The sequence below is a fragment of the Hymenobacter humi genome (assembly GCF_042665855.1).
GTDB lineage: Bacteria > Bacteroidota > Bacteroidia > Cytophagales > Hymenobacteraceae > Hymenobacter > Hymenobacter humi.
This window is the reverse complement of sequence record NZ_JBHTEK010000007.1, coordinates 85,049-107,285: the sequence shown is the minus strand read 5'-3', so window position 1 is coordinate 107,285 and position 22,237 is coordinate 85,049. Positions and strand designations below refer to the sequence as shown.

Genomic DNA, 22,237 nt, shown 5'->3' with positions numbered 1-22,237 from the left:
TTGTGTTTAGGAAGGAAGAAAACGCTAAGGTATGTGTTAACTAAGGGCTACTAAAATGGTCGCAATAGCAAAACGAGCCTTTTGCCTTGTACTCGCGGCGGGACAATAACCGCAGCCCCCTGTCAGTTTAGGGCCGGGGTGTTATTCCGACCCCGTAGTTTATGAAGAATTATATACGCGTGCTCTTGGCTGCGCTGGCCGGGCCCCTGCTGGGCGCGGTGCCGTGCTTGGCCCAAGCCCCGGCGTTCGCCCCTGCCCCGATCCCGCGCTTTTACGTGGGGTGCACTGGCTGGCGCAGAGCCACTACCAGGTCTTTTTCCCCGAGGCCGCCCGGGCCGGGGCCCGCCCTGGCAACTCACGTTGGGCGGCGAGCTGACGCCGCGCTGGGCCCTGCAAGCCGGCCTGAGCTACCAACGACAACGCGACCGCCGCAACCCTTCCTACACGGGCACGATGCTCAACGGGGATTACGTGGACGGCACTCCGAGTCGCTCGTGCGCACGTACTGCGTGCCGGTGCTGGCCCGCTACGCCGCCTTGGGTTTTGCCCACTCCCGCGGGCACCTGGACGCCGTGCTCGGGGCCACGCTGGTGGGCGCCAAGGTCCACTTCGACGAGCAGGACCGGGTCAACGGCCAAGCGGTCCGCCAAATCAGCCGACGGTACCAGGCCACCAACGGCTTCCTCACGGCCGGCATCGGGGCGCGGTACGCCTTGGGCCGGCACCTGGAAAGCGTGGTCGATTGGACGTACAACCGCAACGTGCGCTTTGCCTCGTCGATGACCAACCGCTACACCACGGGCAACCGCTACGGCCTGACGCCAGCCGTGAGCGTCGGGCTCCGCTACCGCTTTACCGGCCACCCCAAGCCCGCGGCCTTCTAAGCACCCCCGGCGCCCCCTGGGCGTTCATCAAAACGGTGCCATTCGCAGGCGTGGCCATCCGCCCCTGCCTCCCGTCCGCGCGGGCGACCGGTCCGGCACTCGGGTGCCGCTGCCCCGTTCAGTGCCTGCGGGACGTCCGAGCGGCGGAGCGCTACTGCGGACGCTCGGCCGGGCCCGGGCCGGGTCGCTTGGCTTTTAGGGCGTGCAGGCGCACAGCTTGTTCTTGCGCGGCGAGCGTGGCCCGTTGGCCGTCGGCCTCGGCCTCGTCCTGCAGCCGGCCCTTGATGGCGGCCACGCGCGTGGCTTGGGCGGCCACCGGGGCGAGGTCCGGGCTCGCTGGGGCCGGCGGGGTCAGGGCCAGCAGGGCCTGCACCACGGCCTCGAGGTCGGCCTTGCTGGGCCCGGCCGCGCGGCGCCCGGTGCGGGCGTAACTGGCCAACACGTTGCAGGAGTTGCAGCAGTACTTGCGGCGCAGGTGGCGCGCGGCGAACAGCTGGCCGCAGTGGGCGCAGGCCTGGGTGGTTTCGGGGCGGGGAAGGTAGGGCATGACGGGCAGGAAAGGACACCGCTAACCCCGGCGGTTAGCGCAACGCTGCGCTAACGCCGGGCCGGTTAGCGTAAGTTTGCACTAACCCGGCGGGAGTTAGTGTAAACCTACGCTAAAAAACAGCAGTTAGCGCAAATTTATCCTTCGGGCAGCGCGGGTGCGCGTTCGGAAGCCGCGAACGAGCCTGCCGGAAACCATGGAAGTCACTTGATTGGCTGTTAAGACGTTGCATCTGAACGGAACAGCGTTCTCTAGCGCGAAGGGAACCGGCCGAAAACGTGCCCGTTCTGCCGCCGGCGATCGCTGCCCAATCCATTGCTGGCCAGCAATGGGTGCGCCCGGTCCGCACGGGTTGTTCGTCTCCTGAGTGCCTGGGCCTCAGGCGGGTGAGGGCCTTGGTTAATGCCCCGGTTGTGAGGCTTTTTCACGCGGTCCGACACGCGCGCAACAGGCCCGGCGCTGGGACCGGCCGTCGCCGACGCGGAGGGCGCCCGGCGTACGCGCGGAATGGGAGAAAAAGCCGGCACCGGCACGGAACTTCAGGCTCGGTGTGTAACCCTGCTTACCTCTCGCGTTCCCGCCCCCCAGCGAGTGACCCGGTCCGTGGGTGCCCCGCAACACCCCGGCGCAGCACGGGCGCCACCCGCTGCCACCCCACCCGTCGCGCTGCCTTTTTCAGGCGCTCGCCGGGCGGATCGCGCGTCCGTGGTGCCGCGGTTCCGGGAGCGGGTGGGGCCCCGTGGCGTGCGCTTCCCGCGCAGCCCTGGCCGGGTCCGGGCACGTGGCTCGGGGTGTTTCCGATCGCCCGGGAAAAGTGCCCCCTTTTGAGCCGGCAGCGCTAAAAGAAGCGCCAGTGAATGCGAAGTTTTCGCAGTACCATTGTGCGGCCGCGCGGCCCCGTCGCGTGTTTCCCGTTCGCGGACGCGTTCCCCACCGGCACAGGAGGGCTCGCCGGGGCCCGCCTCGGTTCCGTTGCTGGCCTTACTCCTGCTTTCGTGGCCGGCGCTGCTGCTTTCCCTGTGCTGCCCCCTGGGGCCTTTTCGATCGTCGGGTGGCCCCCTGGCGGGTCGTTGCGGTTGGAGCCCGCGGGCGTTCGTTCCGGGCCAACCGCTGCGCGCTCACCCGAAGGCCCCCCGCGTGGCACGGCTTGCGGGCAACGCGTCCGCTGCCGTCCCTGGGGTTGCCCCCGCCGCGGCCTTTCCCGCTCCTTTTCGCTACCACCCCCTTCCCTCTCGCAACCATGCCCTCCCTCCACCCCCACGGTCGTGCACCGGCTGATCGCGGCCACCGTGCGCGCACGCCTGAAGGCGTGCTTGGATGCCTACTGTAAAGCCCGGCATTCAGCGGCACGGCGGGCGCAGGCCCGGCGCAACTGGAAGCTCGCTGCCCGCACCCCGGGCGTGCCCGTGCCGGCGGCGCCCGTGCCGGCGGCGCCCGTTCCCCCGTGCTCCTGAGCGCCGGCAAGCTGGTTACGTTGCGGAACCTCTACCAGATGGTTCTCTACCAGGCCGGTGCCTACCGGCACGCGCCCTACGACGCCGGCATGGGCTATCGCCCGGCTTCGGCGCACAAGTCCGGCGGCCGTGCCGCGCCGCCCGCCCCTAGCTCGCTGGAGTTTCCGGCGCGTGAGTTCCACTTGCGCACCACCCTGTGGGATCTGGTCGAGGAGTGCCACTGCGACGAACGTACCCTGCGCCGCCACCTGAAGGACTTCGAGACACTGGGCTTGGTCAAGGTCCGCCGGCAGTTGGGCGTCGCCACGCCCGGCGCGCCCAGCTTCTACCTGGTGCTCAACGCCGACTTCTTCGACTGGGAGGAAGTCCCCTCCCCGGGGCCGCGGTGCCCCAGCCCGCACCCGCGGCCCCGGAGCCGCCCGTGCCCGCCGTGGGCGCCGCCCGCATCCTCCAGCGCACGGCGCAACTCCGGGCCACACACTCCCCAAAGCCGGGGGCCTAACCAGAGGCCCCGCCGGACCCCAGTCGGACAAAATGCCGACTCTGTTAATTACTGTTCTAACGTAAGTTCTATGGAAGAATAAGAACGCCAAAAATCGCGTGACTTTTCCCCAGGTTATCCGCCGAGTTGTCCCCACCCGGGGCTGACTGAAAAAAAAAGAAGGGCCGCCGGCGCGCCTTTCCGCCCCCTCTACCCCCCGTCCTTCGTGAAAAAAGACCACTTTTCGGCCCTCAAACGGTTCCCCATCGTGCAGTTTCTGACCAAATGCAACCTGGTGGCGGTGCACGGCCAGGGGCGGGAGCTGTACTACCTGAGCCCGCTGCGCGAGGAGCGGACGGCGTCGTTTGCCGTCAACACCCGCAAAAACTGCTGGTTTGACCACGGCCTGGGCGAGGGCGGCAACCTGCTGGACCTGGCCATGCGCCTGTGGGGAATGAGCTACGCGGACGCCGCCGAGTCCCTGGGCCAGGCGGTGGCCTGCCCCGCCGCCTACGACGACGCCGACGAACAGGGCCGGGCCCGCAACTTTGTGCCCCTGGTGGCCGTCCCCGGCGCGGGCCGCACCGTGCTGCGCACCGGCGAGCTGCGCTCGGGCGTGTTACGCGCCTACCTGGTGAGCCGCGGCATTGCGGTCGAGGCCCTGCAAGCCGACGGGCGGGTCTGGAGCCAGCTGCGGGAAGTGCACTACACCCAGGCGGGCAAGTACGCCGCGGACGGCCGGCTGCGCGCCTACTTTGCCATCGGGTTGGTCAACGAAAGCCAGGGCCTGGAAATCACGGCCCGAAACTTCCAAAGCCACCTCGGGACCAAGGACGTGACCTTCATCAGGGGCCCAGCCGGGCCTGGCCGTGTTCGAGGGCATGCTGGACTTTTTCGGCGCTGACGCTGCGCTGGAAGGCCAAAAAGGGCAAGGGCGCGGCGTTTCAGTGCTCGGTGCTCGTGCTGCATTCGGTGACGCTGGCCAAACAGTCCCTGCCCTTGGTGGCCAAAGCGGGCGGCAGCCTGTTTTACTACGGCGACAACGACCAAGCGGGCATCGACTTGCAGGCCTTTTACCAGGCCCACTGCCGGCAGCACGGGGCCGGGTTCTACGCCCAAAACGAAGGCTACCGCGGCTACAAGGACCTCAACGACTCGCTGTGCAAGAAACTCCCCGCCAAGCCCCTGCCGGCCCGGGGCCAGGCGCCCAGCCCCCAAGCCGAAACGGCGAAGTGGTGGCTGTGGGTGCTGTTCCGCGGCCCGCGGGCGCGGACCGGCAGCGCACGTTTTACGCCCATGCCAACACGTCTGCGGGCAAAGCGGCCCTGTTGGCCTTGCGCGCGCCTAGCGGGCGAGGCCGTCCTGACCCGGTTCTGCGAGCGCGTGGGCAGCGGCCGCCGGTTCCGGTTCGAGCAACAGGGCGGCGGGCGCGCGGCGGGCCACTGGCCGCTGCCTGGGGGCCGGCGGCGAATGCCCACGCCCGGGCGGCCTGCGCCCGCTTGCCCGCCGGCAATCCGGGCAAGCTGGGGTCGCGCCTAAGCCCAAAGTATTAAAAGGCACAAGGAGCCAGAAGACAGTAGTTTATTGCTATTAAAGACTAATATAGTACAACTATTTATTTTATACCACTGCTTGATTCCCTGGTATTTACGCTACTTTAAGACACCTCAGTGACTTGTACTAACGCCTTTTTTACATCCTCACTCCTCCCCTACCCCAACTTAATGCATCTAAAGTTAAGATGACAGGGTACTGCTATTACAAAAAGCACGATTTTGGGACGTCTTCAAACAGATAAGCGCTTGATTACGTGATGTGAAATTCGTGCTTTCTGTAATAGCGCCTAATATTACCTGCCTCGCTTCCCATTCGTGCTTTTTGTAATAGCGTTTGCTTTTGTCAAAAGGCAGTATCAGCGGTAGTCATAATTAACTCTATAATAATTAAGGCGTTAAATAAAGTCTAGATGAGCTAAGTTCTTTTCTTTCTATTACAACAAGCACGAATTACAGGGGCCGGCCAAGCAGACCTATTTTCTTTTCCTGCCCAACCATCTCTTATACAAACCTTTGATTTTCATTAATATAAAAAAACTTCTCAATTATAAAACGTCGTTTTTAATTATTAACCTTATTACCTATATTATAGGTTGCGTAAGTAATTGGAAAACAGTGGATTAAAAAGGTTTTGTATTACAAGAAGCACGAGTCATGTATTACTGAAAGCACGAAGACCTATTACCGAAAGCACGAAGGCCTATTACCGAAAGCACGAAAGCCCTGAGCTTTCTTATTACAACAAGCACGAAGACCTATTACAAGAAAGTTTTTGTAATACTATTGCGCTATCAGTCGGCCATGGACCCTCTCCTACCCCTTTTATGCAAGCAACCTTATTCTCTCAACCTAAGCCAGAAACGGTTAGCAAGCTTGTCGTCCAGCGCAACGATTTAGTGAATGCCAGGTTCGCGCTCACTACCCTTGAGATGAGGTTGTTCATGGCCATGCTTTCTCGCATTCACAGGGATGACACGGAATTTAGTGAGATGCATATTCCTGTAACAGAGGTTATAGCGCTTTCTGGACGCCGACCAAGCAGCAACGACTATCAGCAACTCAAGGACATGTGCGCACTCTTGGCTTCCCGAGTTCTCTACATTGAACGGCCCAGCACCAAAAAAAGGGCAAACAAGATTGGAGAAGACGCGCCAAGTTTTTCAAATACACCTCTGATGGCCTATGCGGACTACAGTAGTGAAGAGCGCGCACTAGTCGTACGGTTCAACGATCGAGTACGCGAGCATCTCCTTCAACTCAATGAAGGAAATTTTACGCAAGCTCACTCATGCAGCTGCTGAAACTTAAGAGCGCCCACTCCTATCGGATCTATTGGTTGTTAAAGCAATATGGTGGGTTTGGCTCGCGCATCATAAGGGTAGATGAACTCAAACGGCTTCTCGACTTAGAGGGCCAGTACAAACAATTTCCCTTGTTTAAGCTACGGGTGCTCGACCGTGCGCAGCAGGAGCTATCGCAGACTAACCTGGCCTTCGAGTATGATCTCCTCCGTGGCAAAGGCAAGAGTGTAGAACAAATTCGCTTTCGATTTGCTCCGGTTGCTAGCGAAGCTATGCTACCACTCTTCAGTCTCCGAATGAGTGGCAAAAAGCATTAATGGATGCAGGTGTTTCGGCTAACAGCATCCTTGCCGTGGGTGAGCTTATCAAGCAAGGCGAGATCGAGCCTGCCTATGTGCTTTTTGTAATAAACCAGCAGCGTGGCAAAAGCACGCAAGGGAAAATAAGCAGCCTAGCAGGGGCAGTATTTACGGCCATCACTAAAGGTCATTCTTTAGAAGAGTACCGAAAGTCCCTTGTTGTGCGAAAGAAGGCGGCCGTTAGGAAAAGCGAAAAAGCAAGCAATGAGACGCTACGATACCGGCTCGATGAGGTGAAGGAATCGTATGAAGTTATGAGCAAAAAGAATATAGCTAAAGGCTCTACTTTCGAAGAAAACCTGCAGTTGGTATACTTATCGCAAGGTTTCCGCCGCGAGGAAGATGCACAAGGAGTAGAGTGGCTAGTTAGAGATTAAAACCCCAATGGGCATTTAACCTATGGTACATGCGTATGACCTTGTTCATATTTATAATAAATATGAACAAGTTATATTTATGACATGTACGATATTGTTGATATGCCCTATATTTACTGCCGTACTTAATCCCACTCGTTCATGCACATTCTCTCATTCGCAAACAATAAAGGAGGTGTGGGCAAAACCACATCGGCACTTTCGGTAGCACATGCTCTGGCAGAACAAGGCTTTCAAGTAGCCTTGCTTGATTGCGACCCTCAAGCGAATGCGAGCAAAACGTTTGACGTACCAGTTGGGACTTCGCATATAGGTGAGGTTCTCGAGGAAAAGCAAACGCTTTTTAAAGCTCTTTATCGAGTTGGCCCTAACCTGCAGGTCGTTCGCGCTGAACGTTCATTGGCCCAACAAGAAAAGGTGTTTGGCACCCAGCCAGACTATATTTTCTTTTACGCGATCAATTGAGCCAATTCACCGGGGTTGATTATGTCGTAATCGATACTCCTCCTTCGCTTGCTGCACTAACTGTGGCATCACTCGTTGCTAGTGATGCTGTGTTTGTGCCTTTGCACCCAGAATTTTTCGGAAACGAAGGGATGACTGCACTATTGGATATGTGTTCTCGGCTGCAAAAGAACTTTAACCCCAGGCTTCGGGTGGGGGGATATTCTTCACGGAGTACGCGCCCTCATACCGTCGCGCCTTGCACCACCAGGTTGTCCAGCAACTCCGTGATGACCCAACACTCGGGCCGCTGGTTATGGAAACTACCATCCGAGAAAATGTAGCACTGCCTGAATCTCAAAGCATGAGGCAAAGCATTTACTCTTGGGCACCACATTCTAACGGTGCTATTGACTATCGTAACCTGACAACAGAAATAATGCGCAGGGCATTTCACCCATCAGTATCATAATTATCATAAATATGACAAATGTGAAAAAGTCGGCCAAGGTGAGCATGATCGGCAATATGGCCAAGGTGGAGTCGGTTCCTGCGTTAGCAGCTGATGCTCTGCTGTATGATTTGCCTAGTCAACCAACGACTTTATCTACCTCAACTGTAGTCACGCAGCAACCAGAGGTTGCTACAACAAAGGTCCCATTCACGAATCAACTTACTCCTGATACATTCCTACGCTTGAAGCAATTTGAATGCTGGGGTGGAATGGAAATTCAGGATATCCTGGAGGAAGCATTGACTGCTTTTTTCGCCGGCAAACCAGAAGCCGATCGTGAGCCTGCCCGCAAAAGTGAAAGAGAAGCTACGGAAGAAACTGCCAAATTTGAGATAGCTTATTGGTCAGATGCCGTGCTCGATATACTGACATTAATAACAGAAACGGGTGTAGCTCTGACCCATCAGAGTTTAACATAAAACGGCTTCTCGGACAACTTGTAGCCCGAGCAGGAAGCCTTCTGACAACCATGGTGGATAGCCGCCTAAAGACAGGCGCGCTAGCCCAAATATATATGCGGTCGGCGGGGTAACGGTTAGTGGCGGGCTTCCTCGTTACGGCCGATTTGCGGTGGCTCTGCTTCCGAGGGTAGGATCGTCCTGTATCTGCTCACAAACAACTGCTCGGCCACGCCCGTGGTGGAGTAGCGCGACAAGGCGTCGTTCTTCTGCGCCGCGCACAAGCGGAGGCGGCGTGGCTGTGTAAGCGCCGGCCCCCGTAGGTTGGTGCAACCAATGAAAAGGGTTGCCGGAACTGCACATGATGGAACTGGAAAGGGATGGAAAGAGGGCCGACCACGGAGTGAATCGCCCGAACCGAAAGCCTTGCGAGTTGTTGCGGGTCGCAGTTTGCTTCGGCCACGAGTTCACGCCGCGGAGCAGTGAGCCAGGCTAATGTGCTGGCCCCTTCGGCTCCTCAGGCGAGTTCAACGCGGGTGCGCAGGTGTCGCTGCGTTTGCCGTTACGCAACGGGAATGGCGTGGCTCCATGGACGGAGTATTCCGATGCACCACATCGTTGTTTTGTCGACCTCTGACGGTTTCTCTTTGCGTCAGGGTCGCCTTATGCGTTGCCACAATATTTCTCTACGGCATCCTCCACCTTCTTCCCTGGATAAACTTCAATCGTTCGCCAAAACGTGAACCCCAGTATGTGCACGGAGCGCTGAATGCGGATGGTGTTATTCACCTGAGTAGCACGGTAAGAATATTTTCCAGGCATTAGCATGGCCGAAAGAGGTATGGGATGCCCGTTTACTTGGTCGTCGTGCCCTTGGCGGGCGAGGAAGCCGCACGCACTTGGGACATGGCCGCAAAGGAGTACAGGTGGGCTGCGAAAAAAACATCTTTTTTTAGTAAGCTAACTTGAATAAGCTTCCCTGAAGGAACCAAAACTACCGGGTCAACATGATGCCAACATGATAAGGTATCGGCTGTGGTGCTCGAAGCCGAGCACTAGCATTTTTTAACGGCACGTCAACCGTCAACTAGCCGTGATTAAGGCGCCGGAGGTGTTTTTCCGGAACTAAAAAAGTGGAGACGCGCCGAGCCTGAGCGACCGCAGCAGTCTGCGGAGCCGCTTGCCTGGGTACTGGGGAAGTAAACAGGGTCTTTTATTCCTGATACAACAGCTTGTGGTAGATGGGCGCCTGGGCTTGGCTGCTGCAGCGGTAGTCTAGCTTCGCCTGTACACAGGATCCATCACCACTAAAGGAGGTTTAGTGAAGGCGCTAAGGGCTAAAGAGGGGTATTCCAACCGCGCTCGGAAGGGCCTCGTTCCTTTCAAGGGTCGAAGCGTTATTATGCCTCTAATCCGTTCGTTGGTTGTGGACCCTATTCATGGCCGGTGGAGATGAGTGATTGCTTTGGGGTGACCAGCGTCAGGCACGGTTGTGGAGCACTTTGGCCATTGTCAAAGATTTCAGACGTCTTTACAACCCCTGACACTCACACCAGAGCGAGCGTACGCCACCGAATTAGCAACCCCCTTTATCTTATTGCAGAAACCAATGCTGTAAGTGCCTGCTAAACTCTTCCCCACTCCAATTTTTAACGTGGAAACGACCCAACCGGTAGGGATCAGACCAGCGGGTTACGGTTCGTGCTTCGGTAGTGAATGCTGCATCAAAAGCTAACCGGGCTGCGAGAACCGGCGTTTCAGCCCCGTACTCTCCGTAAGGGTAAGCCAATAGCTTTATTGGCCTATTCACGGCTCGCGTGAGCGTTTCTTTGTTCGTCTGCAATTCATGCTCTTGAAACATGAGGGAATGTCGGGCCAGCGCTGGGTGGGTCATGGTGTGAGCACCAATGGACAAACCAGGGGGAGCCTTAACTGACGGAGATCCTCCAGCGGTAGACGCGCGTATTCAGCCGGACAGGAAGAAGCAATCCCCGCCCATGCGTTGATGTATTGCAGTTCTTGCTGTTGCGCAGGGTGTGCCAAGGGCTTCAGAATCTGCCAAAGCCGGTAGTATAAAGCCGCTCGTCTAGTAGGGGGGACCTCACTGGCTTTCCACTGCCGGTGCTTTTGCCTTAAGTCGTCACTCAATTGCTGCTCACTGCTAAGATCGAATTCCAAGAGCTTTCCATCGACAAGGCGAGAAAAAAGCGGCGGGAGCTGGTCCGCAGCCAAGAATATATACTCCAGGACGTCCCACCAAAAGGCGTTGCTTCCTGCGACAAGGCCAGAGGTAATAAAAAAGGCAGCGGGTAATTTGAAGTCTTCCAGCAATGGTTGGGCCGCCGAAAAATTGTCAGCATAGCCATCGTCAAAGCTTATGACCACACTCCGCCGCTTAAGCGTGCCCGTCTTGAGCCGTTCTACTAGTTCTTCTACGGGGATGACCTGCCCAGTTTTTCTTAGAATTTTCAGGTGGCACTCAAAGTTTGCGGGCGAAACGGCCAAATCCCAGGCGTCCGTTTTCAATTCGGCCACCCGGTGATACATTAATACGAGGGCCTTGGGCTCCGCATAACGTTGAACAAACCGTGCTGCTTTGCTAAGCAAGGGGCGCGCGCTTTACCGCTTTGACAGAGTTGATTACTTGAAATTGGGGGTCATCGTAACTCAGTTTTTCCTGGCTGATTTCGGGTAGCCCTATGCCGTATAAAAATGCGGACGCGACGAATACATTTCCAAACGAGTGTATTTCGAGGCTGGCACCGGGGAAGACCTCGCCCAGTAATCGATGCAACGCCTTATCGGTGAAAGACCAGTACCACGTTTCTTTCCATTCCCCTTTGTCGATCGGAGTAATTCCAGGCACCGTCATCAAGAACGTGCCGCCCGGCTTTAGAATACGGTAGCAGGTACGAAGCGCCGCTTTAAAGTCATAGATTAAATGCAGAGTTTGCGTCAAGATAACGCAATCAAATGCCTCACTAGGCAAGTGGGGCGCGGCGCTTAAGTCGCCTATAAATGTTGCCGCTTCATTGCTGCCATCGATGTGCAACACATCACTTTTGCTCACTTTCCCGGCGCCGTACTGCAGGGTATAGGCATTGTCGCCAATTTCAAGCACCCGGCCCCGGATGCTAGCCGCTTCCCTTTGCAGGAAACCTTCAATATAGTACCGGTCTATGGGACCGCCGCGGTCGTACCCAAACCCGCTGCTGAACGGGGTGAGGCGGTTGAAGTCGCCGGCCGTAATCTGGCCAATGCCAAGCGGTCGCTGGCCTAAAAGCCCTGTTTTGCGGATCCATCGTCTTGCAGCCGCCGGAAGAAGAGTTTTAAGTACGGCCTTCGCCATGTTTTTCATATATCTCAAAAGGTAGCGAAGTCCCAGAGCAGGAGCATGCTGGAATAAACAGCCTAGAGCATTTCGGGAGAGGGTAGCAGGAGTAGTTACCAAGGCGGTGTACAATTCCCCGCAATAATACCGTGTCCAAAAGTCTTCTCCCTGGCGAAATGACGCGAGTTCTCGCGGGCTTCTGAGCTTCTTTTTTTGTCGATGCAATACGATTAATGCCCCCGAAAGCATGCGCGGAATGGCGGCGGACATCGCAGCGGGGTGGATACGATAGGCGGCGAGTTGGTGTTCGTGTTGGACGATGGGGTATTGTCGGGTGATAGTTAAATACAAGTCATAATCCTCGCAGTTTGCCAGGGAGGTGTCAAAAAGCAGTTCAGAAAACACCCACCGGGCAAATAGGACAGCAGAAATCATGCTGATGTAATTCCCACTCGACAGCAATGTCTCATAGGGATTACCTGCGATAATGGGAATTTTCTTTTCCGTCTTTGGGCTCTCCGCATAAACCCGGGTATGGGCGCCCGCGACAAATGCGGCTTGGGGATGTTGCTGTAAGTAGGCGACATTGATGGCCAGCGCCTCGGGAAACAGCCAGTCATCGGCATCTAGGAACACCAGGTAGGCTCCCGTGCTTTTTGGATGCCGGTGTTACGGGCTGCCGAAAGGCCCTGATTTTCCTGATGGACATACACCACTTCCGGGTAGCGTGCGACAAGGGCTTTGGTGTGGTCCGTCGAGCCATCGTCGACCACCAGGATTTCTTTCGCTGGGTATGATTGCTGCTGTGCGCTTTCAATAGCTTCCGACAAAAAATGCCCGTAATTGTAACAGGGGATGATAATGGACACCAGCGGGTAAGCTGCATTCGAGGCAAGTTCCATGGTTAGCGTGGCGTCTTGGCCTTCCGATGGGAATAGAAATAGACCATGCCCGCGACCAGCCCTTTCATCTCTGCCCACAACGTCCGGCTGCGAAAGCGAAAGAAAGGGAAGCCCCTGACCAGGAGGTAAGCATACATTTTGGGCATGGTCCAAAAAACGCGACGGGCATAGCCCTCTTGCGGCTGCTGTTCGTGCTGAATTAAAGCCGCCACTGCGTGGCCCCGGACATAGTAGAAAAGTTGGCGCTTTAAATCAGCCATTTTCTCACGGTGTTCGTGAAATACCACGGCCCGGGGAACGTAACGAATTGAATGCCCGTGGGCCAGGATGCGGTGCCACATCTCCGAGTCGCCGCTGCAACCGGCCGCTCCCGCATCCAGCAGTTCATCGAAGTACCCCACCTCCTCAAAGACTGATTTGCGAAACGCCATGTTGGCCCCCGCCCCAATTTCCCATACTGGGGGTGCCTGTCCGCGAGTCGCTTGTAGGAATCCAGGAGAATACACTTTGTCAACGTACCCTCGGTTGAAGCTCCAGCATTGCTCAAAAATCAATTGCGCCTCCGTTTGCAACGCCAGGGCAATGACCAGACCCGTTATGGCGGCCGTGGTAGGCTCCTGAAAGGTTTCCCAGACACTATAAAGCAGCCAGGGATGCACTATCACGTCATCGTCCACAAAAAGGACCACGGGCTGTTGGGCCATGGCAATGCCGGTGTTGCGGGCGATGTCCAACCCCGCCCTGAGTTCTCTTACGTACGCCACTCCGCTGAACGCTTTGGTCGTTTCGTACGTGCTGGCATCCGTGGGAGCGTTGTCGACCACCACTATCTCTGCGGGAGCGCACGGCAATGCATGCAGTTGTTGTAAGCACCGCCACAATTGGGCCGCCCGGTTGCGGGTACAAATAATGACCGAGACCGGTACCTGTGGGGGAATCGCCACCGGGAGCCAAGACGAAAGAAGGACCTCCATCCACGCACCCCAGCGCTCGTAATCCTGTTCGGGAAGCCATGCCTGCCACGGCGTCCCGCTGGCCTGTTGGAGGCCCGCATAATGCTCAATTGCGGGTGAAATCGCCGCCGCTAGCGCCGTATGATACGCTTCGGCAAGCAGGGCCTGGTTGGGCTTGATAAACAAATGCCCCAGGGCAATTGCCTTCCACCAAAACACCACGTAATTGCCTTGGCGGACGCGCGCAGGCGGTAGCCAATCGGATTGCCGATCCAGGTAAACATGGGTGATGTGATACGCAGGCTGAAAAGACATGGGGTTCTTACGAAAGCGGCATTTCCATTTGGGTGAGAGAGAAAGGGAAATGCGGGCGCACGGCCCCCACCATTTGCCGTACCATTTTATTTCCCCCGGTAGTCCTCTAAATCGAAAGACAAACACCCCTCGTAGTCGAAGAGCGGCGTGGTAGTATCCCTCACCACGTACAAGGAGATGTAGTAGGATCCGTCGTTGAGAAAGTTGCCGGGGATGGTGCATTCGCCGGATACGATGCCCTTGTTGCACTGCGTTGCGGCCGAGGGGATATCGAAAATGCACTCTCCGCTATAAGAGAACAGCACCAGATTGGTGCTGATTAAAATGTCGTTGGTGAAATTCCAGAATTGAAACTTCACGGTGAGGGGAGTACGAATATCGACGGGGGCATCAGGGAGCAGCGGGGGACTAATTCAACGTGTTTGAACCGGATGAGGTCGTTACCGGGCGCTTCGGCCGGATGGGCCCACGTTTGCTTGAGTTGCAGGTGTTGCGCATCGGCCACATAGCGGTTCACAACGGTGGAAACGTCGCCGAGGGCCTTGACTTGGCCCTGCTGAAGCCACAGGCATTTTTCGCAAAGGTTGGTGACGGCTTGCATGCTGTGGCTGACGAAGAGGATGGTGCGGCCGGTACTCCGCGAAACTTCGCGCATTTTGCCCAAGCATTTTTTTGAAATTCCGCATCGCCGACCGCCAGCACCTCATCCAAAATCAGGATATCGGGCTCTAGGTGAGCCGCCACCGCAAACGCGAGCCGCACATACATGCCCGAGGAATAGCGCTTTACGGGGGTGTCCAAGAACTTTTCAATCCCCGAGAACGCAACAATTTCGTCGAATTTCGCACGGACCTCGGCTTTGCTCATGCCCAGAATGTACCCGCTCAGGAAGATATTTTCCCGGCCGCTCAGTTCGGCTTGAAACCCGGTGCCTACTTCCAGCAGACTGCTGATTCGGCCGCGCCCCCGCACCGTCCCTCTTGTGGGGCGGACAATGCGGGAAATGATTTTAAGCAGGGTGGACTTTCCGGCGCCGTTATTGCCGACGATGCCCCAGACCTCCCCCTGCTTTACCTCGAAGCTGACGTCCTTCAGGGCCCAGAGCGATTGCTGGGGTGCCGTGGTGGGCTCTGGCAAAAAGAAGGGGTCCTGTTTCTGCCGAATGGCGGTGGTCCACCAGCGCTGCACGTCCTGGCGCAACGAGCCGGTTCCGGTGGCGCCGAGCCGGTACAACTTGGACAATTGATCAACCTGAATAGCGACTTCTGACATGAGGCTTAGACGACGTCCACTAGCTTGTCGCCCTGCTTGTTAAACGTCAGCAGCGCGGCCGTGAACAGAACCAAGGTGAAGCCGGTACTATAGGCGATTTGGCCGGCCGTTACCGAACCTTGGCCGAAAAGACACCAGCGGAACAACTCGAAGAGCGGCGTGAGGGGTTGAGTTCTACTACCCAGCGCCATTTTTCCGCTACATACTGCACCGGATAAATAACGGGCGTCAGAAACATGAGCAGCCGTACGCCAAGGCCCACCACAAATTTAAGATCACGATACTTGCCGGTGAACACCGAAAACAGCAATCCCCACGCCAAACTCTGGGCTCCAACGAGCGCAGTAACGAAGGGAACTAATAGCATCCAGCCGAGAGGACTCGCGTGCCAAGAGTTGAAAAGAGAGTAGTAGCCCAAGACCAGCAATAAAAATAGGAATTGAATGCCATAGCTTATCAGATAAGTGCTGAATTGGGCAAATGGCAGGACCAGACGGGGAAAATAGACTTTGCTAAAAAGGTGGGCATTGTCCCGAAAAGTACCGGAAGTGCCCATGAAACTGTCATTAAATAGATTCCACAACACAATACCTGCCAAATAGAACAGCACCGGCGGAACCTGGCCGGTGGATACCCCCACTATTTTTCCAAATACCAGCACATAGGTAACCATTGTCATTACGGGCTGTAGCAGTACCCAAAAGGGCCCCAAAATGGTTTGCTGATAGCCGAGTAAAAAGTCCCGTCGAATCAACCCGACCAGCAAGTGACGATAGGACCAGAGCTCCGCTGGACTTGAGCCCCACCAGCTGGTCCTGGCCTTTATTTCCCAATCCCAAACGGCGTTCTTGCCCGTTGCCATGCGTAAACTATTGCGTGTTGTAACCCTTCCTGCTTTTATTCGACCCTGAAAAAAAATCGATTATTGCCACAACTTCTTAAGCTGTTTGTAACCAATTATATGCTTCACGTACAGTTTTAGAACCAAATAAAGCACTTTCAGATCCTTGCTCATATGTAAAGCGCCGCTCGTCTGTACAAAAGCGGCATCGTAGTCGGCCTCCTGCTCATAGATGGTGTGGGCCAGAGAAGCACAATACCGGGAATAATTACGCTGCGCCATCATCTTTAGCCTCTCCCGCTGCTCAACGGGTAAGTATTGTTGCATGATATCGATGATTTGCATTATATCAGTTATGTTCTGTCCGTTTTTAATGGAGCTGTAACTGATACTGGTACGGTTCAGATACCGGTAATACGCCAGGCACCTGGGAGAGTAGGCAATTGGGAAATGCGCCGCGATTCGCGCCCACATTTCCCAGTCTTCTCCGTAATGAACAGCAAAAAAACCACCAAGTTGCTCATAAACAATTCGTTTAACGACGACCGAAGGAGTGGAGATTTCCTGCCGCTCTGCTATCATTAACAATGCATCTTGCAGCACACCGGCCTGATTTGCAAGTGGAGATCTTGCCCTTATTTCCTCCTCCTCTTGCAGAAAGTTGAAGTTATTGGTAAAAGCAGCGCCCGCTTCAGGATGCTTGCAAAAAAGCATTTCAATTTCCATATAGAAACCGGGCGCAACCCAATCATCTCCGTGCAGAATGTGCACCCACTTTCCAATTGCCAGATTAATGCACGTCTCGAAGTTGCGCAAACTGCCTACATTTTTTCTTGCCGGAAATATTCTACACGGTTATTACTTATTTTCTGCACTAATGCCAAAACGTCGCCGTCCGTACTGCAATCGTCCACCACCACGATTTGCATGTTGTCAGGACCTATGCCCTGGGCAAGCACGCTTTCTAATGCTTGTTGCAGATAGATTAGGCAATTGTACGTAGGCAGCATGACGGACCACAAGGGGCGTCGAATATGGCCGGCAAGAGGGGCAATTACAGGTGGTGAGGTTGGGGTTCGCTCACCCATGACTTCCATTGCTGCAGGAGAAATCTCATCTGTTCGGGTTAGCTTCATAAGGGTACCAGCGTCAGGTTGTACCGTTTCTGCCAGTGGGATAAATGGACATCTTAAGCTCAATACGGGAAAATTTATGATTCTATCAAGACATAAATTTAGTGCAACCTAAGGAATGTTGAAGCAAGAAACAGCTTGCGACTCAGATTATAATTTTCCTGTTGTTAAATCAAACTTTAAACAGTCTATTACTAAGGGGGCTAACTGGCGAATAAGTCCACCTTAGAAATGACATAGGGTCGCGTATAAAGAACCTCATAATAGACTGGGTCCGATCGACTATTCTTCGCATGCCATGTTTGGTGGCGGTATATATAAGTCAGCATCTATTGGCACGAGCCGCTTACGACACCGGTAGAGGCCACAAGTGGTGCCGTGAGCAACGCCGCGAACCGCTGAAATAGCTTGATTATCAAAGGATGGCAGAAATTATTCTCTCCACATTGGCTCTGGTCATACGGGCCGATGCCGGCGCGCTTCGGCTGGTGCGCAACGAGCCGTTCGTTGACGCATCACTTTCAGTAACTGCTTGTAAAACAGCCGAATTGGGCTATTCGCGGCCGCCGTGACCGGTGCCCGCGAATAGCCCAATTCGGCTGCGCGGGCCTGATAAGCGCTCAGCCCGCGTGGACCGACTAGGCGATCCAGTGAGCTTGTCCCTATCTGTTTGAATGCAAGCCGAAACCGGTACTTGCCTCGGCCGTTATCTGCTCGTTTTCGGGATTGCTAGCACCGTATACGAAGCGATTTTGCCGCGGCGGACGCCCGTGTTCGCGGGCCGGTCCCGAGTTCCGGTACCGGCGGGCACAGCCCTCCACCGCCTCGTGCCCAGCCCCGGCAGTTGTCTGGTTAGACGATTGGACGGACCACGAACGGTGTGTCGTTGCCGACGAATGCCGCGTGCGAGCCGCTCCTAGCGGCCTCGCAGCGCGGGTTATGGCCCGCGATTCGCACAGAATTTGACTAATCACCAGGGTGTTATGAACGTCGAATTGGTTCGCCGGGATAATTCATGAAGATAAGGTGTTGATAATAAGTCGCATTTGACAAAGTGCAAGGGCTATTTTCGGCTCAATGTCAATGCGTTGCCGAGTAGAGTCTGCCGATGGGTGGCGGAGATGGGTCCTGGCAAAGGGCAGGCGTGGCAAAAAAGGTGCTCCACGGCCGGCAATCGCCGAATGCGCCGCCGCACGCGGTGATTGCCAGCCACGTTTCGCGTTTAGAGAATGGGGGCAATCCCGATGGTGAGCACCGCGCTGGGGACGTTCGAAAAACCTTGCCTGGGAAGGCCCCTACAATTGACTTTCTATGCACCAGTGGGGTCGGGGAGAGGCGCGTTCGAAAACTGGTGGTTTTTCGAATGAATTCTTCAACAAGGTCAATTCCTGCTATTCAAACATCACACTTTGGCTCCGCTCCGCTCAATGAGCTACTTAGGAACTGTAAGTGGTATATGCACTTGGCGACACCTTGTTGCCTGGGATTATGCAAGCCACCACATAATCTGGCCGGGTGTTGCCAAGGTTGTAATAGGGAGCCAAGTGCATCAGCTTGAATAACTCCCGAAAGTTATTGACCGGAGCCCCACCCCTTTTGGGGCTGATATCAAAAACAACCAGCAAGCCTAGTCGGTGGTAGGCATGCACGTAGGTTTGAGCCTGCGCCAGATAGTTTGCCTCTATCACCGACCAATCAGGTTTGCTGTCGTCCTTTTTGATTTCTATCGGGAAGACCAAGTTGTTTTCTGAATACACGATATCCATTCGGCCACTCCCGATTTTATCGGCCGGTTCGTAACTATAATATTCGGCCCGGCTACCGGATGTCAGGGCAGTGAACAGGTGGTTTTGGAACGTTTCCTCCTTGTCTTCGCCAGGGTCGTACAGGTGCGGAAAAAACCGCTTAGGTTGCCTTATTGACCGGTAAGCATAGGAAATAACGTCCGCAAGGACGCGGAAAAATGTGCTCTGCTGCCGAGGCCTGAGCGTAATCAAGGCGTTCTGTATTTCCCGCGCGATATCAGCCAATACCTCGTCACCCACCTCAAACCCCGTTTCGTAATCAACGAAGCTCCCTTGTTGCGTTTCGGGCAGGTAGCGAAAGGCAAGGTCTGCTAGTAACTGAGCGTCAGCCGGTCCAGCCGCGCTCAGAGCTGCTACGTCGCGCATTATCCGAGCGAGCTCAATTTGGGGAAAGGCGCGGATTAATTGGGCTGTCAGGTCGGTAGTATCTACTACGCTTTTTTCAAGCGTATTCTCTACCTGCTGCAGAAAGAGCGTCAGCTCAGCATTGTGCTCTCCTATCTCGGCTATCACTGCACTGATTTTTAACCGGCAAGCGGATAGATTCTGAACGTAGTAGTGGCGAACCAGCCGGCTGGCAACCCCGTCGGCGAACTCCTGGTAGGAGTGTTGCAAGGAGCTGCTGAGGGAATCTAGCAGGGCAATATCATTACATAGTTTGCTGAGCTTAGCAAACTCTTGGTGATAGTCGGTCCACGACGACTCGGCCGCCGTTCGCTCGCCGATTAGCCGCAGGTTACCGAGGCCATGCAAAATATGCCACTCCAGCAAGTGAGTGGGCTGTTGCCAACTCCATAGCTGCCGCTGCCAGAGCAGAGTGTTAAGAGCCAACAGTAACGGCTCGTATTGTTCGGGCCGCTGCCCAAGCAGGGCAATCAGGCAGTCGGCAACCAGACCGAAAAACTCAGCATCGACCCGATTTTCAGCAAGCATCCGGGCCTGCCGAAAACACTGGTTTGCCTGGACTATTTCTTCAAAGAATTGTTGTTCGGTAGCCTGGCCGGTGCGGTAAAGCAGGTGTACCAGCCCTTGCCGGAAGTAGGCCTCCGAAGCAATTTCATCGTCCGTATTGCCGAGCGCACTCGTGAACGCCAGATACACATCGGTGTCATCCCCGCACAGCAGAAACAGGTACTTGAGCTTGCAGATGCTGATGTAGCGCTCTTCGGTCGCAGCCACATCGAGCAGAAAATCTCGGGCAAAATCGACTCGTAACACATCAGCCAAAGCCAACTCGCCAATCCATTCCAACGCTTTCTTGCGCACATGCTGGTTGGGGTCCTGCTCAAACACGGCGCTCAAAAACCGCTTGATGGCGCGCTGCTCGGTGGGCACGGCAATGCTGTCCCAGGCCAGCTCATCGAACCATTCAATCCGATAATCCAGGGGCTGGGTGCTGAATTGGGCGTAGTCGAGCGAAGCAGGTAAGGGCATTAGAAAAAGAACTCGCCTCGGGCGCGCACGTCTGCTTTTTCCGGGGCTACGGCAGTCTGCAGTTCTCGCTGCGCTGTACCTACGAAAACCTGTAGCTCGCTACCAAGAGCCGATTCAATGTAGGCCAGCGTATCCTTTAGCCCATCCAAATAATCCTGATCGGCCTCTTCGCCAGCTGGTGAATCAAGCATAATGAACCGCGGGTGCCGGCCGTTTTGAAACTGCACGTCCATGTCTATCAAGGCGATGTAGAGCCCCAACTTAACCCGCAGCTTCTCTCCAGGCGAAAGCTTGTCAAATTTGAAGTTCCGCTCGTGTTTGGTGAAGTGAATGCGAAAATCTCCATCGATGCCCACCTTTTTATAGTGCAGCAAACCAAAAGCTTGCAAGTGTTTGAGGTAAAGCCCTTCTAGCTGGTGTAGCACGGTCCTGCTACGTTCGGCCTGCATCATCAGCAGCTCCGTCCGCGCAATTTCCAGCAAATTTACCTTTAGCCCCATCTCCGCCAACTGGGTATCGGTGCCGCCGCCTGGAGTAGTCAGGGCCTTCACCTCGGCTTCAATCGCCGCTTTACGCACATTGAGCGCTGTCATCTCGGTTACCGTGGCCAACACATCGACCACCACGGGCGGCGGTGCGCTGGCGGCCTTTTCCAGTTGCTCTATCTCGTCAATTACGGATTGCAGCGAAAGGCCGGCCAAGCGCTCTTTTTTCGTCCAACTGCTTTGTTAGCAGAGACTGCTGGTGGCGCAGGCCGGCCAGTTTGACTTTAAAGTTGTACTCGTCAACCTTGAAGCCTTGCGCCTCCGTTTGCAGTTGGGCTATCTGCTCAGCAAAGGCTTCCGGCTCGATAGCCTGGGCCGGCACCTGGTGGTCCGTGCACAGCCGGCAGCTGCCGGTTTTCTTTTCCTGCACTACCCGCGCGGTGGTCACGTCGTGGCTGCAGCTAGGGCAGGTTTTGACCTCCAAGCTGTTGAAGAATTCGCCGAACTGCTCGTATTCGGTCAGGTCGTTGAGGCGGCGGTTTCGCTTGTTCATCTCCACCGTGCTTTCATTCATGCTACGGTAGGCGCGAGTGGCATGCCTCTCCAACTCGTTATGCTCGTTGTTACCGCTGATAATCTCGGCGTTCAGCGTATTCTGCAATTGCGACAGAGTATTGTAACGATTACGCGCTATTTCTATCTGGCGTAGGGTGCTGGCCTGTGCGGGCGGGGAAGTAACGGTAAGGGCTTCGGTAAGCACCAAACCCCTGCGGTGAATCTCCTGCAATTCAGCTTGCAGCTCCGCCAAGTGAGCAGGGTCAGCCGCTGCTTGTAGTGGTGCTTGTATTTTATGCAGGCCAATGTCATTTTTCAGATTGTCGGCCTTTACTTTCAATCGATTGATGGGATACGTCAGTTCCAATCCCAACAGCATCTGAAAGACCAACTCCGACTGATTGCCATAGAAGAATGAGTTGTCGTTGGCTTCGAGAAAAATGGCCTTGAAATAGGTTTTCCAGCTTGCCGGGACGGTCAGCAAGTTAGGGTTATCTTTTTGAGGGGCCCGTTGGGTTCGTTGCAACCGGTAGTAGTCAAACTCGCGGAAAAAGAGGTTTTCAATAAAATCCGCGTAGTTCGTCAGCACCCCTTTGAAACTCTGCGCAGCCTCTACCTGCTCTGCGCTGAAGGCTTTCAAAGCCTCCCGATTGGCGTTGTAAAACCGGTAGATAGGGCTGCGGTCATTCTCGCCCTTGGTCATGTTCACTGAATAGGAATTGCTGCCGATTTCAAATTCGACCCAGACTTCCCTCAACCAGCTCATAATCTCTTCGTCCAGGTCGTCGTTGCCAGAGAGCGCCAGCTTCAACACCTTAAAAATGCTGGTCTTACCTTTTAAATTGTCAGCCACCCACAGGTTGACGCCGTCGGCCATCGTGCGGGCGTACTCGATT

The 22,237-nt window shown here is 55.5% G+C and carries 25 protein-coding genes; 11 read left to right on the top strand and 14 right to left on the bottom strand.

All coding sequences use genetic code 11. The annotated features are described in order from the left end of the window. Positions 1–494 precede the first annotated feature (494 nt). Positions 495–884, top strand: coding sequence for a hypothetical protein (locus tag ACFQT0_RS31485; RefSeq protein ID WP_380207511.1), 390 nt, complete (start codon positions 495–497; stop codon positions 882–884). Positions 885–1,035: 151 nt separating this feature from the next. On the opposite strand, the gene ACFQT0_RS31480 is transcribed toward ACFQT0_RS31485, so the two are convergent. After that, on the bottom strand, positions 1,036–1,431 hold the full coding sequence (locus tag ACFQT0_RS31480; protein WP_380207510.1) for a hypothetical protein: 396 nt from the start codon (positions 1,429–1,431) through the stop codon (positions 1,036–1,038). Positions 1,432–2,696: 1,265 nt separating this feature from the next. Here ACFQT0_RS31480 and ACFQT0_RS31475 point away from each other — a divergent pair. The 10 genes from ACFQT0_RS31475 to ACFQT0_RS31430 all read left to right on the top strand — a co-directional run bounded on the left by ACFQT0_RS31475 (position 2,697) and on the right by ACFQT0_RS31430 (position 8,336). After that, entirely contained in the window at positions 2,697–2,885 is a 189-nt protein-coding gene (locus ACFQT0_RS31475; protein ID WP_380207508.1) for a hypothetical protein, read from the top strand. Continuing rightward, complete coding sequence (locus ACFQT0_RS31470; protein WP_380207506.1) at positions 2,876–3,469, top strand: hypothetical protein; 594 nt, start codon at positions 2,876–2,878, stop codon at positions 3,467–3,469. Before ACFQT0_RS31475 ends, ACFQT0_RS31470 begins: the two co-directional genes overlap by 10 nt. Positions 3,470–3,592: 123 nt before the next feature. Then, positions 3,593–4,270 carry a CHC2 zinc finger domain-containing protein gene (locus tag ACFQT0_RS31465; protein WP_380207504.1) on the top strand — a complete coding sequence of 226 codons (678 nt, stop codon included), beginning with the start codon at positions 3,593–3,595 and terminating at the stop codon, positions 4,268–4,270. Positions 4,271–4,320: 50 nt separating this feature from the next. Continuing rightward, positions 4,321–4,905, top strand: coding sequence for a hypothetical protein (locus ACFQT0_RS31460; RefSeq protein WP_380207503.1), 585 nt, complete (start codon positions 4,321–4,323; stop codon positions 4,903–4,905). An 841-nt stretch (positions 4,906–5,746) separates the two neighbouring features. Further along, complete coding sequence (locus ACFQT0_RS31455) at positions 5,747–6,223, top strand: replication initiation protein (protein ID WP_380207501.1); 477 nt, start codon at positions 5,747–5,749, stop codon at positions 6,221–6,223. Further along, positions 6,211–6,540, top strand: coding sequence for a hypothetical protein (locus ACFQT0_RS31450; protein WP_380207500.1), 330 nt, complete (start codon positions 6,211–6,213; stop codon positions 6,538–6,540). Before ACFQT0_RS31455 ends, ACFQT0_RS31450 begins: the two co-directional genes overlap by 13 nt. 35 nt (positions 6,541–6,575) lie before the next feature. Beyond that, entirely contained in the window at positions 6,576–6,959 is a 384-nt protein-coding gene (locus tag ACFQT0_RS31445) for a hypothetical protein (RefSeq protein WP_380207499.1), read from the top strand. 141 nt (positions 6,960–7,100) lie between these two features. After that, a complete protein-coding gene (locus tag ACFQT0_RS31440) occupies positions 7,101–7,424 on the top strand; it encodes a ParA family protein (RefSeq protein WP_380207407.1) in 324 nt (107 codons plus the stop codon). Beyond that, positions 7,421–7,747, top strand: a complete 327-nt coding sequence (locus ACFQT0_RS31435) for a ParA family protein (RefSeq protein ID WP_380207405.1) — start codon at positions 7,421–7,423, stop codon at positions 7,745–7,747. The genes ACFQT0_RS31440 and ACFQT0_RS31435 overlap by 4 nt, the downstream gene beginning before the upstream one ends. Positions 7,748–7,895: 148 nt before the next feature. Next, positions 7,896–8,336, top strand: coding sequence for a hypothetical protein (locus tag ACFQT0_RS31430; RefSeq protein ID WP_380207497.1), 441 nt, complete (start codon positions 7,896–7,898; stop codon positions 8,334–8,336). A gap of 1,573 nt (positions 8,337–9,909) precedes the next feature. On the opposite strand, the gene ACFQT0_RS31425 is transcribed toward ACFQT0_RS31430, so the two are convergent. From ACFQT0_RS31425 to ACFQT0_RS31365, 13 genes are all read right to left on the bottom strand, one after another. Next, complete coding sequence (locus ACFQT0_RS31425; protein WP_380207401.1) at positions 9,910–10,176, bottom strand: polysaccharide deacetylase family protein; 267 nt, start codon at positions 10,174–10,176, stop codon at positions 9,910–9,912. Positions 10,177–10,205: 29 nt separating this feature from the next. Next, the gene (locus ACFQT0_RS31420) at positions 10,206–10,862 is read right to left on the bottom strand and encodes a polysaccharide deacetylase family protein (protein ID WP_380207400.1); all 657 of its coding nucleotides are present in this window, start codon (positions 10,860–10,862) and stop codon (positions 10,206–10,208) included. A gap of 52 nt (positions 10,863–10,914) precedes the next feature. Further along, positions 10,915–12,282 (bottom strand): methyltransferase domain-containing protein, encoded by a 1,368-nt coding sequence (locus ACFQT0_RS31415; RefSeq protein ID WP_380207495.1) that lies wholly within the window; start codon positions 12,280–12,282, stop codon positions 10,915–10,917. Next, positions 12,273–12,548 (bottom strand): glycosyltransferase family 2 protein, encoded by a 276-nt coding sequence (locus ACFQT0_RS31410; RefSeq protein ID WP_380207494.1) that lies wholly within the window; start codon positions 12,546–12,548, stop codon positions 12,273–12,275. Before ACFQT0_RS31410 ends, ACFQT0_RS31415 begins: the two co-directional genes overlap by 10 nt. 2 nt (positions 12,549–12,550) lie before the next feature. Next, positions 12,551–13,816 (bottom strand): glycosyltransferase family 2 protein, encoded by a 1,266-nt coding sequence (locus ACFQT0_RS31405; protein ID WP_380207396.1) that lies wholly within the window; start codon positions 13,814–13,816, stop codon positions 12,551–12,553. An 86-nt stretch (positions 13,817–13,902) separates the two neighbouring features. Further along, positions 13,903–14,175 carry a hypothetical protein gene (locus ACFQT0_RS31400; protein WP_380207492.1) on the bottom strand — a complete coding sequence of 91 codons (273 nt, stop codon included), beginning with the start codon at positions 14,173–14,175 and terminating at the stop codon, positions 13,903–13,905. Positions 14,176–14,329: 154 nt separating this feature from the next. Then, positions 14,330–15,088, bottom strand: a complete 759-nt coding sequence (locus tag ACFQT0_RS31395; RefSeq protein ID WP_380207392.1) for an ABC transporter ATP-binding protein — start codon at positions 15,086–15,088, stop codon at positions 14,330–14,332. 109 nt (positions 15,089–15,197) lie between these two features. Continuing rightward, positions 15,198–15,950, bottom strand: coding sequence for an ABC transporter permease (locus tag ACFQT0_RS31390; RefSeq protein ID WP_380207491.1), 753 nt, complete (start codon positions 15,948–15,950; stop codon positions 15,198–15,200). A 60-nt stretch (positions 15,951–16,010) separates the two neighbouring features. Next, positions 16,011–16,700 carry a hypothetical protein gene (locus ACFQT0_RS31385; protein WP_380207388.1) on the bottom strand — a complete coding sequence of 230 codons (690 nt, stop codon included), beginning with the start codon at positions 16,698–16,700 and terminating at the stop codon, positions 16,011–16,013. Between the two features lie 50 nt (positions 16,701–16,750). After that, positions 16,751–17,065, bottom strand: a complete 315-nt coding sequence (locus ACFQT0_RS31380; protein ID WP_380207387.1) for a glycosyltransferase family 2 protein — start codon at positions 17,063–17,065, stop codon at positions 16,751–16,753. Positions 17,066–18,498: 1,433 nt separating this feature from the next. Further along, positions 18,499–20,301: a hypothetical protein gene (locus tag ACFQT0_RS31375; RefSeq protein ID WP_380207490.1), complete on the bottom strand. Its 1,803-nt coding sequence runs from the start codon at positions 20,299–20,301 to the stop codon at positions 18,499–18,501. Continuing rightward, entirely contained in the window at positions 20,301–21,002 is a 702-nt protein-coding gene (locus ACFQT0_RS31370; RefSeq protein ID WP_380207383.1) for a hypothetical protein, read from the bottom strand. Before ACFQT0_RS31370 ends, ACFQT0_RS31375 begins: the two co-directional genes overlap by 1 nt. Continuing rightward, positions 20,971–22,218, bottom strand: coding sequence for a hypothetical protein (locus ACFQT0_RS31365; RefSeq protein WP_380207488.1), 1,248 nt, complete (start codon positions 22,216–22,218; stop codon positions 20,971–20,973). Before ACFQT0_RS31365 ends, ACFQT0_RS31370 begins: the two co-directional genes overlap by 32 nt. Positions 22,219–22,237 lie beyond the last annotated feature (19 nt).

What these genes read in the sequence shown, in the direction of transcription:
- ACFQT0_RS31405 (WP_380207396.1), bottom strand. Translation starts at nt 13,816, where the DNA reads ATGTCTTTTCAGCCTGCGTATCACATCACCCATGTTTACCTGGATCGG.
- ACFQT0_RS31390 (WP_380207491.1), bottom strand. Translation starts at nt 15,950, where the DNA reads ATGGCAACGGGCAAGAACGCCGTTTGGGATTGGGAAATAAAGGCCAGG.
- ACFQT0_RS31365 (WP_380207488.1), bottom strand. Translation starts at nt 22,218, where the DNA reads ATGGCCGACGGCGTCAACCTGTGGGTGGCTGACAATTTAAAAGGTAAG.
- ACFQT0_RS31395 (WP_380207392.1), bottom strand. Translation starts at nt 15,088, where the DNA reads ATGTCAGAAGTCGCTATTCAGGTTGATCAATTGTCCAAGTTGTACCGG.
- ACFQT0_RS31455 (WP_380207501.1), top strand. Translation starts at nt 5,747, where the DNA reads ATGCAAGCAACCTTATTCTCTCAACCTAAGCCAGAAACGGTTAGCAAG.
- ACFQT0_RS31410 (WP_380207494.1), bottom strand. Translation starts at nt 12,548, where the DNA reads ATGGAACTTGCCTCGAATGCAGCTTACCCGCTGGTGTCCATTATCATC.
- ACFQT0_RS31375 (WP_380207490.1), bottom strand. Translation starts at nt 20,301, where the DNA reads ATGCCCTTACCTGCTTCGCTCGACTACGCCCAATTCAGCACCCAGCCC.
- ACFQT0_RS31420 (WP_380207400.1), bottom strand. Translation starts at nt 10,862, where the DNA reads ATGTATCACCGGGTGGCCGAATTGAAAACGGACGCCTGGGATTTGGCC.
- ACFQT0_RS31440 (WP_380207407.1), top strand. Translation starts at nt 7,101, where the DNA reads ATGCACATTCTCTCATTCGCAAACAATAAAGGAGGTGTGGGCAAAACC.
- ACFQT0_RS31425 (WP_380207401.1), bottom strand. Translation starts at nt 10,176, where the DNA reads ATGTTTCAAGAGCATGAATTGCAGACGAACAAAGAAACGCTCACGCGA.
- ACFQT0_RS31480 (WP_380207510.1), bottom strand. Translation starts at nt 1,431, where the DNA reads ATGCCCTACCTTCCCCGCCCCGAAACCACCCAGGCCTGCGCCCACTGC.
- ACFQT0_RS31380 (WP_380207387.1), bottom strand. Translation starts at nt 17,065, where the DNA reads ATGAAGCTAACCCGAACAGATGAGATTTCTCCTGCAGCAATGGAAGTC.
- ACFQT0_RS31450 (WP_380207500.1), top strand. Translation starts at nt 6,211, where the DNA reads ATGCAGCTGCTGAAACTTAAGAGCGCCCACTCCTATCGGATCTATTGG.